The sequence below is a fragment of the Streptomyces tubercidicus genome (assembly GCF_027497495.1).
Lineage (GTDB): Bacteria > Actinomycetota > Actinomycetes > Streptomycetales > Streptomycetaceae > Streptomyces > Streptomyces tubercidicus.
The window spans coordinates 892,631-907,694 of record NZ_CP114205.1; the positions used below are offsets into that span (position 1 = coordinate 892,631).

At 68.6% G+C, this 15,064-nt stretch carries 17 protein-coding genes; 5 read left to right on the forward strand and 12 right to left on the reverse strand.

Translation table 11 applies throughout. The annotated features are described in order from the left end of the window. Positions 1-153 precede the first annotated feature (153 nt). The 5 genes from STRTU_RS03780 to STRTU_RS03800 all read right to left on the reverse strand — a co-directional run bounded on the left by STRTU_RS03780 (position 154) and on the right by STRTU_RS03800 (position 4,167). Entirely contained in the window at positions 154-471 is a 318-nt protein-coding gene (locus tag STRTU_RS03780) for a hypothetical protein (RefSeq protein WP_246240097.1), read from the reverse strand. Continuing rightward, positions 468-1,184, reverse strand: coding sequence for an IS5 family transposase (locus STRTU_RS03785; RefSeq protein WP_246240098.1), 717 nt, complete (start codon positions 1,182-1,184; stop codon positions 468-470). The genes STRTU_RS03780 and STRTU_RS03785 overlap by 4 nt, the downstream gene beginning before the upstream one ends. 13 nt (positions 1,185-1,197) lie before the next feature. Beyond that, complete coding sequence (locus tag STRTU_RS03790) at positions 1,198-2,196, reverse strand: CE1758 family FMN-dependent luciferase-like monooxygenase (RefSeq protein WP_246240099.1); 999 nt, start codon at positions 2,194-2,196, stop codon at positions 1,198-1,200. Positions 2,197-2,340: 144 nt separating this feature from the next. Further along, positions 2,341-3,330 (reverse strand): AraC-like ligand-binding domain-containing protein, encoded by a 990-nt coding sequence (locus tag STRTU_RS03795; protein WP_159742231.1) that lies wholly within the window; start codon positions 3,328-3,330, stop codon positions 2,341-2,343. A 309-nt stretch (positions 3,331-3,639) separates the two neighbouring features. Beyond that, positions 3,640-4,167, reverse strand: coding sequence for a MarR family winged helix-turn-helix transcriptional regulator (locus STRTU_RS03800; protein WP_246240100.1), 528 nt, complete (start codon positions 4,165-4,167; stop codon positions 3,640-3,642). 124 nt (positions 4,168-4,291) lie between these two features. On the opposite strand from STRTU_RS03800, the gene STRTU_RS03805 reads away from it, so the two are divergent. From STRTU_RS03805 to STRTU_RS03815, 3 genes are all read left to right on the forward strand, one after another. Further along, positions 4,292-5,371, forward strand: a complete 1,080-nt coding sequence (locus tag STRTU_RS03805) for an alkene reductase (protein ID WP_159742232.1) — start codon at positions 4,292-4,294, stop codon at positions 5,369-5,371. A 184-nt stretch (positions 5,372-5,555) separates the two neighbouring features. Then, positions 5,556-6,095, forward strand: coding sequence for an NAD(P)H-dependent oxidoreductase (locus STRTU_RS03810; RefSeq protein WP_159742233.1), 540 nt, complete (start codon positions 5,556-5,558; stop codon positions 6,093-6,095). A gap of 155 nt (positions 6,096-6,250) precedes the next feature. Further along, complete coding sequence (locus STRTU_RS03815) at positions 6,251-6,784, forward strand: NAD(P)H-dependent oxidoreductase (RefSeq protein WP_159742234.1); 534 nt, start codon at positions 6,251-6,253, stop codon at positions 6,782-6,784. 958 nt (positions 6,785-7,742) lie between these two features. Here STRTU_RS03815 and STRTU_RS03820 read toward each other — a convergent pair. From STRTU_RS03820 to STRTU_RS35920, 7 genes are all read right to left on the reverse strand, one after another. Further along, positions 7,743-8,294, reverse strand: coding sequence for a SigE family RNA polymerase sigma factor (locus tag STRTU_RS03820; RefSeq protein ID WP_159742235.1), 552 nt, complete (start codon positions 8,292-8,294; stop codon positions 7,743-7,745). 24 nt (positions 8,295-8,318) lie between these two features. After that, on the reverse strand, positions 8,319-8,810 hold the full coding sequence (locus tag STRTU_RS35900; RefSeq protein WP_308789357.1) for a hypothetical protein: 492 nt from the start codon (positions 8,808-8,810) through the stop codon (positions 8,319-8,321). Next, entirely contained in the window at positions 8,759-10,282 is a 1,524-nt protein-coding gene (locus tag STRTU_RS35905; protein ID WP_308789358.1) for a hypothetical protein, read from the reverse strand. Before STRTU_RS35905 ends, STRTU_RS35900 begins: the two co-directional genes overlap by 52 nt. Positions 10,283-10,306: 24 nt before the next feature. Beyond that, on the reverse strand, positions 10,307-10,921 hold the full coding sequence (locus tag STRTU_RS35910; RefSeq protein WP_308789359.1) for a glycosyltransferase: 615 nt from the start codon (positions 10,919-10,921) through the stop codon (positions 10,307-10,309). Between the two features lie 595 nt (positions 10,922-11,516). Continuing rightward, positions 11,517-12,317: a YhjD/YihY/BrkB family envelope integrity protein gene (locus STRTU_RS03830; RefSeq protein ID WP_159742236.1), complete on the reverse strand. Its 801-nt coding sequence runs from the start codon at positions 12,315-12,317 to the stop codon at positions 11,517-11,519. Positions 12,318-12,370: 53 nt separating this feature from the next. Then, complete coding sequence (locus STRTU_RS35915) at positions 12,371-12,583, reverse strand: hypothetical protein (RefSeq protein WP_308789360.1); 213 nt, start codon at positions 12,581-12,583, stop codon at positions 12,371-12,373. After that, the gene (locus STRTU_RS35920; RefSeq protein ID WP_308789361.1) at positions 12,570-12,872 is read right to left on the reverse strand and encodes a hypothetical protein; all 303 of its coding nucleotides are present in this window, start codon (positions 12,870-12,872) and stop codon (positions 12,570-12,572) included. The genes STRTU_RS35915 and STRTU_RS35920 overlap by 14 nt, the downstream gene beginning before the upstream one ends. A 495-nt stretch (positions 12,873-13,367) precedes the next feature. Here STRTU_RS35920 and STRTU_RS03840 point away from each other — a divergent pair, with 495 nt between their 5' ends. Continuing rightward, the gene (locus STRTU_RS03840) at positions 13,368-13,586 is read left to right on the forward strand and encodes a hypothetical protein (protein ID WP_159742237.1); all 219 of its coding nucleotides are present in this window, start codon (positions 13,368-13,370) and stop codon (positions 13,584-13,586) included. A gap of 330 nt (positions 13,587-13,916) precedes the next feature. Further along, a complete protein-coding gene (locus tag STRTU_RS03845) occupies positions 13,917-14,090 on the forward strand; it encodes a CsbD family protein (protein ID WP_159742238.1) in 174 nt (57 codons plus the stop codon). Positions 14,091-15,064 lie beyond the last annotated feature (974 nt).

A 15,064-nucleotide genomic window follows, 5' to 3' on the forward strand; every position in this document is an offset into this window, starting at 1 on the left:
CGCAGCCCCACACGATCAGGCGACCACAGAACGGGAATTACACCCCATAGCGCCCCCTAAGAGGGTGTTAGGTCCATTTTCGGTAGCGGCCTCGTCCGGGTTGGGTGAGGAAGCCTTGTCGGGTGAGGCGTCCGAGGCGGCTGCGGGTGACGTTCATGCACGGCCGTCGGTGCGCATGCCGAGGAGTTCGTGCAGTTCACGGACCTTGAATGCCTGGTCGGGGTGCTGGTTGAAGGCGTTCACGATGGCCTGGTAGGCAGTGGTCGACTCGAGTGGATCGGCCTGGTCTCCGCCTCCGGTCGGCGCGAGTTCGGCGATGACCTTTCGGGTGGTGGCCAAGTCCGCTAGGCGCGCTTCGGTCTCGGCTAGCGCGGCGGTCAAGCCCTCGATCTGACTGCGAAGTTCACCGGCCCGGGCCGTGGCCTCGTCGTGGCGGGCCTGGAGATCGATCAGGAACTCGGTTATGTTCACGCGGCCGTCCGGAGGGTGTCGCGCCAGGTGGGGGTGGACGTGGTGAGACGGCGGGCCATGTTCGCGGTGGAGGCCCAGTAGACGCGCGAGGCGGAGGTGTCGGGCCGGTGGTCGTACTCGCGGGCCAGACGCCAGTCCAGCATCAACGTGCCGTTGACCTGCTCGACCACCCACCGCTTCGGCTGCGGGACAAAGCCCTTGCCCTGATCCTCCGGGTTGCGGCGGACGACTTCGACGGTGATGTCCAACAGGGCGCCGTGGATGATGACTTCGCCTTTGAAGCCCTGGTCCACCAGGGCCCTCTCCAGACGGTTCCCGCACCGCTCGGCCGCCAGGTCGAGTAGGGCGGTGCCGGCGGTGTTGTCATGGGCGGAGGCGGCCAGGACGACGACGTCGATGACCAGCCCCAGCACGTCGACGGCCAGCCCCCGCTTGCGCCCCGGCGTCCTCTTGTTCGCGTCCAGTCCCGTCGTGGTCTTGGGGACACCCGCGGCGGCGCGCACGGACTGGGTGTCGATGATCACGAGGGACGGGTCCTCTAATCGGCGGGCCTTCTCCCGCACCTGGCAGCGCAGGAGTTCCTGGATCCGCTGGTCGAGCCCGTCCTGACGCCACAGCGTGAAGTAGTAGAACACCGCCGACCAGGCCGGCAGGTCATGGGGCAGGTAACGCCACTGACAGCCCGTCCGGTTCTGGTAGAAGATCGCGTTCACGACCTCCCGGAGATCACAGATCCCGTCCGGGCGCCGACCGGCCCACCCGGTCCTGCTTCCAGGCCGTGATCATCGGCTCGATCAACGCCCACTGCTCGTCCGATAAATCACTCGGATACGGTCTTCGGTCCATCCCCGCATCCCCGCATCCCCGCATGACCTGTTCCGGTGAGCCGACGGTCAGCGGGGTCTGGTCCATGAAGTCTTCCAGGGACGGCCCGTGCCCGTAGACGGGCGCGACGTCGAAGTAGGGCCTGAACTCCCTTATCGCGTTCTGGGAGTTGCGCCGCATGAAGACGTGGCCGCCGAGCCCGACGATGGCCTTTTCCGGTGTGCCGTGCCCGTAGTGGGCGTAGCGGGTCCGGTAGAGCTCGACCATCCGCTTGGTGTGGTCGGCCGGCCAGAAGATGTGGGCGGCCACGAAGCCGTCGCCGTAGTACGCGGCCTGCTCGACGACCTCCGGGGAGCGGATCGCGCCGTGCCAGACGAACGGCGGCACGTCGTCCAGTGGCCGGGGCGTGGAGGTGAAGGACTGCAGGGGCGTACGGAACTTGCCCTCCCAGTTCACGACGCCCTCGCGCCAGAGCCGGTGGAGGAGGGCGTAGTTTTCGATGGCGAGGTTGATGCCCTGGCGTATGTCCTGTCCGAACCACGGGTACACGGGGCCGGTGTTGCCGCGCCCCATGGTCAGGTCCACGCGCCCCTCCGCGAGGTGCTGGAGCATGGCGAAGTCCTCGGCGATCTTCACCGGGTCGTTGGTGGTGATGAGGGTGGTGGAGGTGGAGAGGATGAGGTTTTCGGTGTGTGCGGCGATGTAGCCGAGCATGGTGGTCGGCGAGGACGGCACGAACGGCGGGTTGTGGTGCTCGCCGGTCGCGAAGACGTCGAGCCCGACCTCCTCGGCCTTCCGTGCGATGGCGACCATGGCTTTGATCCGCTCGTGCTCGCTCGGCGTTCGGCCGGTGGTCGGGTCGGGCGTGACGTCGCCGACGGTGTAGATCCCGAACTGCATGGCTGCCTCATTCTCCGGATGTTATTTACGATTCAACTATATCCGGCCAACGGAGCCCGCCACTGAACTCATTCCCCGGCCGCCAAGTCGGGCTGTTGCACGGCCCGGCGCTTGCTGGAGGTGTCGTACGAAGGACGCGGCCACTCAGTCAGGCGGGGAGAGTCTTGGCCTGTGACCGCCGGTCTCATCCGCCGCGGCCTGCCATTCGCGCGGCGACATTCCATAGGCGGCGCGGAACGCCCGGCTGAAGTGGGCGGGGCTGACGAAGCCCCACCGCTGTGCCACGGCGGCCACGGCCGGTCTGGTGCGGCGGGGACGGGCGAGCTCCCGGCCACTCTCCTCGAGGCGACGGCTGCGGATCCAACCATTGACCGTCGTCCCGTCGGCCTGGAAGAGGCGTTGCAGGTGACGTACGGAGATGTGGTGGTGGGCGGCGATCGCTTCCGCCGACAAGGCCGGGTCCGCCAGGTGGGCGTCGATGAAGTGCCGGACCCGCAGCAGCAGGGCCTGCCGGCCGGCGTCCGTGGGGGCGGCGTCCCGGCCGAGCCGTTCGGTGACGACCGTGAAGAGCAGGTCTCCCACGTTGCGGGCGAGCAAAGCGCCGACCTCGGGGCTGTAGGTCCCGGCTTCGGCGGCCAGCCTCGACAGGAACGGCACCACGAGCGTGGTCAGGTCCTGCTCGGCCCCGATCGTCACACCGGTGATGCGCCGCAGATCGGATTCGGGCATCCCCAGTGCCTGCCGCGGCATCTGGAAGACCACGGTCTCGAAGCGCTCGGGATGTTCGAGCGTGTACGGGCGGGTTGTGTCGTACAGGGCGAACTCTCCGGGACGCAGCACTGCGGTCCGCCCGTCCTGGACGACCACTCCCGTCCCCCGCATCTGCAGGTTGAGCAGCAGGTACTCGTTCGCGGATTCGGTGATCAGGCTTTTGCTGCGCCGGACCAGTTCCCGGTCGGCATCGACGGTGGAGATCCGCAGCTGTCCGAGCAGGTCCGTGGCGACGCTCCCGGTGAAGGGCCTGTCCTTGGGCACGGTGACGTCCAGCGGCACGAAGGTGCGCCGCACGGCGTCGTGCCAGTAGGCCAGGCGGTCATCGGGTGGTACGGAATCCGTGGAGAGGACGATTGGCACCCCTCCTCCTTTCTCGCGCCTGCCGGGCGCATCTGGAGCCTGCTGAGGGAGCGCCGCGGTCGGGCCGTGGGGCGTCGGGTGTCACGCGTGCGTTCCGGTCCGGCGGCGCGGCCCCGGCCCACCTGCCGGATGAACCCCACACCAAGGCCCGCACCGGCTTGTCGTTCAGGGTCAACTTTCCTGGCGCCCGGGGTCAAGAGCTGCCGTTTGCGGTCCCTAATCTCCATGGCATACGCATCGCAGGAGGGTGACATGCCCAGAATGGGCCGTTGGCGTGCCACGCACGCACACGGGGCCTTACGTGTCTCATCAGGTCTGACAGGTTCCGGGGCCGTCCGGGCAGTTCGCCGCCTCCGCGCAGAAATTCTCCTCAATCCGGGCCAGTAGCCGGGTCAGCTCCGCGCGGTCGGCTGCGTCGAGGCCGGTCAGGGTCTGCTCCTCCAGGCCGGACCATGCCTGCGATACCTGCGTATGCAGCGCACAGCTGCTCTCCGCGGCCTCGACCAGGACGGCGCGGCGGTCGGCGGGGTCCGGGGAGCGACGGACATAGCCGGACTGCTCCAGGCGCTGGAGCATCTTGGTGACCGTCGACGGGTCCAGCTCTGTCATCTTGATCAGTTCCGACTGCCGCACCGGCCCGCGGTCCCACAGGAGCATCATCACGACCTCCTGGCCAGGGTAGAGACCCGCGCTCCTGAGCATCCTGCCCGCCGCGATGCGGTGCAGCCGGGCCACCCGCGTCAGGGCGTGACTGACCGGGCCGCCGCGTGCGGCGGATGGCGGGGCGGCTTCGGTACCGGCGGCCTGGCCAGGCATTCCGGGGCTCTGGGCTGACATGGGACTCCTCGGATAGGGCGCAGCTCACAGATTACCTTGGCCGGCCAATGAATGCGGTACGGTGACACAGGCGAAAACACTTGGTCGACCAAGTAACGAACGACACATTGCTCTGGAGGCAACCATGACCACCGCATTCGACCCCATCGACTTCGCCGGTACGCGCCTTGCCAACCGCATCGCCATGGCACCGATGACCCGCACCAGGGCCGGCGCGGGACGCGTGCCGACCGACCTCACCGCCGAGTACTACGCGCAGCGCGCCTCCGCCGGCCTGATCATCAGCGAGAGCATCCAGCCGTCGGCTGTCGGCCAGGGCTCACCCAACACCCCCGGCCTGCACAGCCCCGAGCAGACCGCCGCCTGGCGTACGGTCACCGACGCCGTGCACGCCAAGGGCGGCAAGATCTTCGCCCAGCTCATGCACGCCGGCCGCATCAGCAGCCCTGAGGTGGTCGCCGACCACCCCGGCGACCTCCACCCGGTCAGCGCGTCCGCCATCGCCGCCGCAGGACAGCTCTACAGCCCCGAGGGACCGAAGGAATTCGGCACTCCGCGCGAGCTGAGCGACGCCGACATACGCGCCACGATCGAGGACTTCGCCGCTGCCGCGCGCAACGCCGTGGACGCCGGATTCGACGGCGTCGAGCTGCACGGCGCCTACGGCTACCTCGTCCACCAGTTCCTCGCGACCGGCTCCAACCGGCGCACCGACGCCTGGGGCGGCTCCGTCGAGGGCCGCATCAAGTTCGCCGTCGAGGTCACCAAGGCCGTCACCGCCAAGATCGGCCCCCAGCGCACCGGCCTGCGGATCTCGCCTGGCACCACGTTCAACGACATTGCGGAGACCGACCTGGAGGCGACCTACACCGCCCTGGTCGAGGCGATCGAGCCGCTCGGCCTGGCGTACCTGCACGTCGTGGAGAGCGCCCCGGACCACCGCGAGCTGACCCTCACCCTGCGCAAGCGCTTCTCGGGCGCCTTCGTGCTCAACCCGTCTACCGAGGGCCCGACCAGCCACGACGCGCTCACCCTGATCGAGGACGGCACCGCGGACCTCGTCTCCTTCGGTGCGCTGTTCCTCGCCAACCCGGACCTGCCGGCCCGCCTCAGGACTCAAGGACCGTACAACACGCCCGATCAGGCCACCTTCTACGGCGGTGACCACATCGGTTACACCGACTACCCCGCTCTGACCGGCTGATCAGCCATCTGCGCTGATCACACGTCCACACACGCAGTCAGGGCCCGAGCCCGCCGCTCCCACGACAAACGCCGAGGCCACAACGCCCAGTTGCGGTTGAGGCAGCTCGCGGCCACAGAAAGCCATCCGTACCGGCGCATGCATGGCGTGCGCCCGCAAATGATCACTGAAGAGGTTTCTCATCATGTCCAAGGTTCTCGTTGTCGTAGGTCACCCCGACCTGTCCCAGTCGAAGCACAATGCGGCGCTGGTGGACGCCGTCCGCGATCTGGCCCATGTCACCGTGCACGACCTCTACGCCGCCTACCCCGACTTCCAGGTCGACGCCGATGCCGAGCAGGCGCTGCTGGCCGAGCACGATGTGATCGTCTTCCAGCACCCGGTGTACTGGTACAACACCCCTCCCCTGTTCCGGCAGTGGCAGGACACCGTTCTCACCCATCGCTGGGCCTTCACCTACGACGGCACCCCCTCACAGCTGGCCGGCAAGAAGGCCATCGTCGCCGTCACCGCCGGCGCCGCCGCCGACGCCTACACCCCCGAGGGCTGGATCAAGACCACCCTTGAGCCCCTCCTCAGCAATTGGGACGCGACCCTGCGACTGTGCCAGTTCGACATCCAGCCGATGTTCAAGCTGTACGGCACCACCTGCGGCCTCACCGACGAGGGCCTGGCCACCGCCGCAAAGCAGTACAACGAACTGCTCACCTCCTTCGCCGCCTGACCACGCCCTCACGACCCCCGCCTGACAGACAGACGCTCGGACTGCCGACTGGCCGGCTGGAGAAGGACTGACGCCCCGGCGATTCCTGACCCGTCACACCCGACCAACCCCCATCCATTCACATATCTCCCTGATCACTGAAGAGGTTCCTCATCATGTCCAAGGTTCTCGTCGTCGTGGGCCATCCCGACTTGTCCCAGTCGAAGCACAATGCGGCGCTGGTGGACGCCGTCCGCGATCTGACCCATGTCACCGTGCACGACCTCTACGCCGCCTACCCCGACTTCCAGATCGACGCCGATGCCGAGCGGACGCTGCTGGCCGAACACGATGTGATCGTCTTCCAGCACCCGGTGTACTGGTACAACACCCCTCCCCTGTTCCGGCAGTGGCAGGACACCGTTCTCACCCATCGCTGGGCCTTCACCTACGACGGCACCCCCTCACAGCTGGCCGGCAAGAAGGCCATCGTCGCCATCACCTCCGGCGGCCCCGCCGAGAGCTACACCCCCGAAGGCATGAACAAAGCCACCATCGAGACCCTCCTCAGCAGCTGGGACGCGACCCTCCGGCTGTGCCAGTTCGACATCCAGCCGATGTTCAAGCTGCACGGCACCGCCTTCGGCGCCTCCGAGGACCTGGCCACCACCGCCAAGCAGTACAACGAACTGCTCGCCTCCTTCGCCTGACCGCGCCCTCACGCCCCTGCCTGACAGACAGACGGACTGCAAGCTGACTGGAGGAGGAAGGGCAGGGCCGCCGCTGCGTCGTTCGACGCGAGGCCCCGCTGCGCCATCGGGCCGCAGCGGGGCCAACCCCGGCCGCGGTTGATGACAGCACGAGACCCCGGGCGTCTGCCCTGACGTCCCGGGGCCTCTCTGCACTTCGTGTGTCCGGCCGGTTCAACGACCAGCCGAAGGCGGTGTCACTCCCACTCCATGCCGAACTCCCGGAGTGCGGCGCGTTGGGGCTGGATGAGCTGGTCGCGGCGGCGCGCTCGGCACGCTGCCCGCGCTACTGGAACCGGACGGAGAGCGCCGCCCCGGCTAACGTGCCCAGGATCGCGATCACGGACTGCCACGTGAAACGAAACCTCCAGAATCCCGCTCTCAGCACCTCAGTTGGTGGGGTTGGGGCCGATGGTGGGAGTCTCGGTGGCCGCCGTGCCTGAGTTCGGCGTCGCCGTGCCCGAGGGAGCCCCCGTGCCCGAGGGAGTTTCCGTGGGGGCTGACGTCGTGTCAGTCGGTCCTTCACTGGGGCCCGGCGACGTCCGGTACGGGCTTGGTGCCTGCGAAGTTGGGTCCGTGCCCCTCGGGTTCGGTATCTGCGAAGTCGATTCCGTGTCACTCGGGCTCGGTGTCCGGACGTCTGACGGCCCTGGCTTGGGGGTGAGCGGCCGGTCGGCGGGCGGCACACTGCGGCTGCCAGGCAGGGCGGAGATCACCAGAAAGAAGGCCACGGCCACTACCGCGACCACGGCTGCCGCGACCACCGGCAGTGCCGCCCGGCGGACCCGTCTCCGCTGTCGCCCCTGTCGTATGGCGCGGGCGACATCCACCCCTGGCCCCCCGGGCCCCGGTTCGAGATCGCGCAGTGGGGAGAGCAGATGGGCCGCTTCCCGTTCCAGTTCATCGTCGTGCACGGCCGCTACGCCTCCCTCATGGACGCCGCGGATGCGGGCAGTTGACCGCCGAGTTGGGCACGCAGCCGGGTGAGGCCGCGGGCGGACTGGCTCTTCACGTTTCCCTCCGAACAGCCGAGGATCCCAGCCACCTCTGCCACAGGAAGATCGCACAAGTAGCGCAGCACGAGCACGGCGCGCTGCCGGGCCGGGACGCGCGAGAGTGCCGTGTGGACGACGGTGCGCGTCTCGATGTCCGGCACGCCTTCGGCGGGCGGCAGCTCCGGGGTTTCGTGCGGGGCTCCTGACAGGCGCACGCGCGCCCATGCGAGCCGCTGTTCGTTGAGGAAGCACCGGACGAGCATGGTGTGCACATAGCGGTCCAGGTCGTCGGCTGCGCTGGCGCGCCGCCAGTGGACGTACAGCTTGGTGAGGGTTGTCTGCACGACGTCGTCGGCGCGGTGGGGGTCCTTGCAGAGCAGGTGTGCGATGCGGCGGAGCGTGGGCAGCCTGGCGGAGACGTACTCCGTGTACGCCTGCTCGGCCTCGATACGGTCCTTGGGTCCGATCTCGGTCATGTCTTGCCGCTCACACTTTCGCGTTCAGGCCGCTTTCGATCCAGCGCTGGTGCCCCTGTGCACCTGCCACACCCAGACGCCGCCGATCCACCGTCCTGGTGTCCCCATCAGCCGCTGCACAGTGAGACGTAGCGCCTGGTCTCCCGGTTGCGGAGCGAGCACGACCGCTCCCGCCCGCCAGAAGCGCAGGTCCTTGCGGGCTTCCCGGCGCTGCGCCGGGCTGATGTCCGGGATCTGGCCGGTGCGGCTGACTTCCCTCAGGAGGGTGGAGGTGGAGCGGGGCACCGGGCCGTAGATGCCGGTCCGGTCGGGCCCGTACGGTCCGTTGAAGTAGCCGCCGGGCAGCGGAAAGCCGAGGCCGGCGGAGGTCTGCCAGTGCAGGGCTTCCGTGCGGCCGGGGTCGGGCAGCGGCACGGGGACGAGAGTGCGGCCCTCCGGTACGAACGCGCGCCAGGTGCCATCGGCTACGAAAGAGGGGACGGCGGGACGGTCGACGGTGGCCAGCGGCGTGGGCACGATCGGGAGGAGTGCGGCGGCGACTGCCCCCCCCAACCCACGGCCCTCAGCGCCCGGTCGTCGACGGCAACGCGCCCGGTGGAGTCGACAGGCCGGGCCTGGGCGTCCCAGCGGTCGCAGGCGAGGGCCAGGAGGATGCCGAGCGCGGGTACCGCCGCCATCGCCATCCGCGATTCGATGACCGACTCGAACAGCGGGAGGTCGTGGAGCAGCAGCCATGGCCCCGGCAGCGTGACGTCCGTGCCCGGCACCGGGATCGTGCGGCCCAGGGACAGCAGCACCGCCCCGAAGGCGACCGTCGCCAGCCCCCGGACCCGAGCATCCCGCCACCGCCACACCACCACCACGACGGTCAGCACGGCGAGCGGCCAGCCGAAGAAGGCGTTCTGCTCGGTGCGGTTGAGGGCGAGGGCGTCGGCCGTGGCCGGGTTGCCCGCCAGCGAGCGGCCCGCGAACTCCACCAGTGCACGCGGCGAGTTGCCCGTCGAGCCGTGCAGCACACTGGTGTAGCTCTGGGCGCCGAAGAACTGCCGGCCGAGCGGGTAGGTGAGCAGCAGCAAAGAGACACCCGCGGCGACGGCCAGGCCGCGGGCAAGGGAGCGCCAGACCGTCCGAGCGGCGGCGGGGCGCGCGGCCGCGTAGCCCACCGCGAAGAGCAACAGGCCCATGGCTGCCAGCAGCAGCGCCTCCTCACCGAGGAAGATCTGGTAGGTCAGGAGGAGGCCGAGGACCACACCGTCCCGGACGGTACGGCGGCGAGTGGTTCCGCCACTGTCGTCATGGCCGCCACCGTCCCGGCCGCGCGCCTCGCACAGCCGCAGCAGCCGGTCGATGATCAGCGGCATCATGAACAGCACAGCGAAGTTCGGGTGCGCGTTGGCGTGCGAGATCATCGGCGGTGCGAAGGCGCACAGGGCCCCGCCGAGCGCGGCAGCCCGGCGCGACCGTACGCATCGCTTGAGGAGCAGCCAGTACCAGGCGGCCGCGGTCGCGGCCAGGCCGCCGGTCAGCACCAGCGCCCAGGTCGCGGCGGCTCCGAAGAGCGCGGTGACGGGCGCCAGCGGGACGGACAGCCCGAGCATGGCGGTGTTCGCCATCAGGTTCACACCCAGCGGATGGTTCTGCAGGGTGGTGAAGAACGGGTCGTGCAACCCGAAGACATGGTGTGCGGTGACCGCGAAGAACCACTCCCACTGGTTCTGGTCCTGCCCGCTGTCGGCCAGGTAGCTCCCGCCAAGGTCGGCCCACAGCCCCTTGAAGAGCCATACGGACACCAGCAGATAGCCGAGCACCACGACCCGGTCGGCGGGCCGCATCATTCGCAGGGCTCCGCGCGCCCGCAGCCGCACCAGTTCCAGGAGGACTCCGGCGTAGTCCAGCGCGCGCACCTTGGACCCCGCCTGGTGCGCCCAGCGCACCGGTACCTCGGCCACCGGCCACTTCGCCTCGTGGAACATCCGCAGAATCTCCACGTCGATGCCCCAGCCGTCGACCCGCTACCGCCCGAAGACCGCGCGTGCCTGGTCGCCGTCGAAGAGCTTGAAGCCACACTGCGTATCACGGACACCGGGCACGGCGACCGCCCGTATCACCCGGTTTCCCACCCGGCCGAGCAGCTTCCGCAGCGGATGCTGGCACACCTCGACGTGTACGTCCCCCTGAGCGCGGGACCCGATCGCGGCGGCGTAACCCGCGTCGAGCTGATCATGCAGCAGGGCCAACTCCTCGATGGGAGTGGCCAGATCGGCGTCGGTCACCAACACCCGTCCGCCCCGCGAGGCGAGCACCCCCAGGCGCACCGCGTGGCCCTTGCCGTGGTTGCGCGCGGGCGGGGCAGGCAGTCCGGACGGCGACCCCACCAGCCGGATCCTCGGCTCGGCCGCCGCCGCCTCGCGGACAGCGGCCGCGGTGGGGTCCGTGGAACCGTCGTCGACGACGATCAGCTCCCAGCCGGCGTGCCGGCCGGGAGAGGAACGCAGATAGCGGCAGATCGCATCGAGGGTCCGAGGCAGCCGGTGCTCCTCGTTGTACGCGGGCACCACCACCGTCAGGTCGACGGTGCCGGCCGTCGGCACGCCGTGGGCGGCATGGAGGGAAGAAGAGTGCAACACGCCTCGGTGACCACGCCGGACCGCCGGCGGGTTGCATGTCCTGCGTCACACTCCCCTTGCGGTGCCTGCCCCTTCGCCGAAGCAGCCGACGCGTGCTGAGCTCGAACGTCGCATGGCTGCCCCGGAGAACGAGCACCAGCGCCATCGAGTCTGAGCCCTCGACCTGACGGGCGGACCTGACAACCCGTACTGCCTAACGTTCTTGAGTCCCTCCGGTGTCCGCCTCCTCATCGATCGCTAGCCACTGTCGCGTAGCGGCGAGCCGCTCGGGCACCGACTGCGCGCGGACGAGCACCGCTTCTTGTTCGCCCTACGCTTCACGCCCGTCCATCCCATCAAGGTGAATACCGGGGAGAGATGGACGTGATGCTTCTGGAGGGGTGGCCGAACCCGATGTCGGCGCCTTGGGCCTTGTCCAGGCGCTCGGCGATGGAGGAGCGGGCGTCGACGACCGCGCGCAGGGCGCCCCTCATGCTCTCCCGTGGAAGCGAGGGATCGCGCGGTGACGGCAACGGCCAGAGCGGATACGGCTGTTGGGGCCCTTCCCGCCCCGGCGCGGGCGGATGGCGAGTTCAGCGGTAGCCGGTCGGTCTTTTCAACGGTGTCGGTGCTGAAGAACCAGTCGGCCGACCAGCGCACCGCCGAACACCACCACGCCCACACCGACCAGCCAGGACTGGACGACCAGGACGGTTCCGATGGCGCCGTAGGTGACCGCGCTGGATGCGATCAACGGCGAGAAGACGAGCCGGGAGAATCCCCGGAGACCGATCAGCCCGATCATCGTAGCCACCGCGCCGGGCAGCAGGGCGCCCCAGCCGACCCGCCCACCGAGCAGCATCCGCTGCGACCACCAGAAGAACAGCACAGCGCTCAGCAGTGCGGCCGACGTGAGGGCCAAGGACTGTCGCCACAGCGTGGTGGTGGCGGACATGAAGAGGTACCCGACGAGTACGACGAGCCACAGCACATGCCGCCACCGGGCATACCAGCGCGCCGGCGAGAGCTCCCAGACCCTCTCGTAGCCGGTCTGCACCGCCGACCCCAACGACAGACCGAAGACAGCAAGGGTGGCAAGGCCAAACGCGGTCGTGGTCCGTGCCGCCTGGCCAGGCCGGGTGAACAGCTGCCCGATCTGCTCACTGGAAGTCGTCGACACACCGATCCCCTCCCCCAGCCACTGCGCGAACCCCCGCCCGTGCGTCGGATCACCCACGGAGACCACGATCAGCAGCGGCACCAGCGTGAGGAACCCGAGCGCCGCAAAACCCAGTGACCGCGACCCCAGCTCCAGCTCACGGCCCCGTCTCCATCCGCGCCCGACCGGCGAACGCCGCATCCCACGGCGCAGCCGTCCGAACAGAGAGGAATGGCCCGCTGCATCAGAAGCCTTCATCGGTGTGCCTGTCGACTGGACGGCCGACGATGTCGCCGCACTCTCACGGGCTGTCAGGAGTCACGCTGCGCGCCGGGGGAGAAGACCGCCGCCGCTGCCTGGAGGCGCAGTGTCTCCAGCGTGTCGATCTGGCCGCGCGCCCGGTCCAGCAGATGGTGCAGCTGGTATTCGTCCAGGCGGGGCTCTCCCGCGGCCACGACGAGCAGCGTGCGCCAGATCAGGGTCTTCCCCTCGACTCCCAGCCGCAGGGTCTCAAGCTCGATCAACGTGCTCAGTCCGGAGCGCCGGTACAGGACGCCGTTCGGCTTCAGACGCCCCAGCCTTTCGGCCGCCCAGCCACCGGAGACCTTTGTAGCGGCGTGCGGGGACGCCGAGCGCGTCCATGACTTCGAGCAGGGTCTGCCGGTCCTGAGCGATCTCGTCGGCGATGCGCTGCAGGTCGGCGCTGCGCGCAGAATGGCGGTGCTGGTGGGCGATGCGTTGCGCAAGCCCGACGCCGAAGGTGGCACCGGCCAGGTGGTCATTCAGGTAGATCCCGAGCTTGTCGCGATACATCCTGGGCCCCGTTCTCGCCTGTCCTCGGCGATCTCCTCGACGGTGCGAGCGCGTACACAAGCGGGCTGGGAACATCGGCGTCGGATTTCTCCCGCCCCCGCACCACGACAGCAAACCGCGAGGCTACGGAACCGACGCGGCGAAATGCCGGGAACGGACCCGAACGGCTCAGGGGCCCAGGCGCTGGAGCGCTGCATCGGAATTCTCGGCGCCAGCCCGGTGACAGTCGCCGTTCTCTTGACGGCGGTGGAACCTGCCGGGGGGCCGACCAGCCTGACCGTAAGGCTGACACGCGAATCAGCGGCTTTGGCCCGCTCCCGCGCTCGCCCTTGCGGGCCGCGCGACGGAGGCGCCGTGCGGCGCGGTGCTGCTGGGGCACCGGCGTGCGGCCGGAGGGCTGGACCGCTGGTCGGGACGGCATGAGCGGCCGCAGTGGCCTCCTGGCCAGTGCGGTTCTACTGTGGGGACATATCCAGTAGCTCCTTGGAGCGCGTCATGATCGGCATCCTCGGACTCATCATCCTGCTCGCGGCGGTAGTCGTCGGTGTGGCCGGTGTTCTCACCAACGGTGGCAGCGGGCACGAACTCACGGGCGGATTCTCGGTATTCGGCTACGGCATGACCGGCTCCACCGGCATGCTGTTCCTGTACGGCATCGTCGTCGGGGCGGCGGCTAAAAAAATTGTTGGGGCTGGCCCTGCTCTTCACCGGTAAACGACACCGCACCTCTCGCCATGGCAGCACCAAGCGCCATGAACTCAAGCAGTCCCACCACGAGACGGCCGCTGCCGACAACGAACGCCACGACCTGACCGGCCAACGCGGAACCGGCCGCTCAGAGACGGCCACCGCGCGGGGAAACGACTCACCCCGAAGCGACCTCCCTGTCGAACCGCACGGCGGTCATCGCAGGAGACTGCACTTCTTCGGGCACCGAGCCGCCCCCCGGTAGCCACCGCCGCACGCGCAGATCGCTGAGCGCCCGACGCCACCGGCATTACTGCCACCGGACCGCCGCAGACAACTCACCCAAGGTGGCCACCCATGAGTATCTCGAAGAAGATCGCGCACAAAGCCGAAGCGATGAAAGGCGGCGCCAAGAAGACGAGCGGCTGCGCCACCGGCAGCCAGCGCCTGCAGGCCGAAGGCCGCGGAGACCAAGTTAAGGGCAACATCAAGCAGGCCGCGGCCAAAATCAGGGACGCCTTCAAGCACTGACCGGTCCGCCCGTCGACCTGACCATGGCACGGGTCGGCGGTTATGCGACCCAAGGCTCCAGCCCCGGCACGCTGCCGCCACCGTCGTGCCGGCGGGAGGTTTGCGGGCGCCAGCTGATCGGAGCTACGGGCCAGGCCGCGTGCGTTCTACAGGAGCCACTTCAGTGCTGACCGGTTCCACCAAGGGCACGTGGGCTATTGGGTGGCATCGCAGGTACGGCAACGGCTTATCCCCGCAAGTTCGGTGTTGCCCTCAGTCACCTTGAGCGGATTGGATTCGGAGAGTCGTCGCCACGTGCCGGAAGCGGAAGCGGTCACCCAACCAAACTTCGGGGCCTGAATTCGGCTGTCTGAGAGGTGAGCACACCCGGGTAGGTGGGCCTTGCCGCTGTCATGAACGATGATTGCCCCCTTCGGCCAGTCTGCCCAGCCCGGCTTGGCCCCATCAGGACGCTTAGCAGCACCTCGTACACGGTCGCCAGGCACACAAGCGCAGTTGTGCATTTCGTGGAGCTCGCAATACAGCATGGCGTTCCCCCTGTGCATTTGGTCAGCCCATCCAGCATAGAAGATGGCTCGCCTGGTGCCATCGCTTGTCGAGGGGCGAGCACTCCGCGCCCATCCGGCATGGCTGAGGCCGCTCCTCTCCGCTCTCGCTACGTACTGTGGCGTGCTTCTGCAAACCGACTGCGGAGGTTCTGACCGCGAATCATGATTCTTCGCCGACCGACAAGCCACTGCCGCTGTGCGATCAGCACCGTAGCCGGGCGTGCCCCATCCGTGCCCTTCAGTCGGGTCAACACCGGTCACGAGGGGCACCACGGGACACGGCAGCACGGTCCAGGAAGCGGCGTTTCCCAGGTCAAAATGCCGTCTGATCGACCCGAGCCCCGTTGATTCCCAAGTTCAGAGCGCGGGTTCGACTCCCGAAACCCGCTACGTGCGAAAGCCCCAGGTCAGCAGCCTGAGACTTGT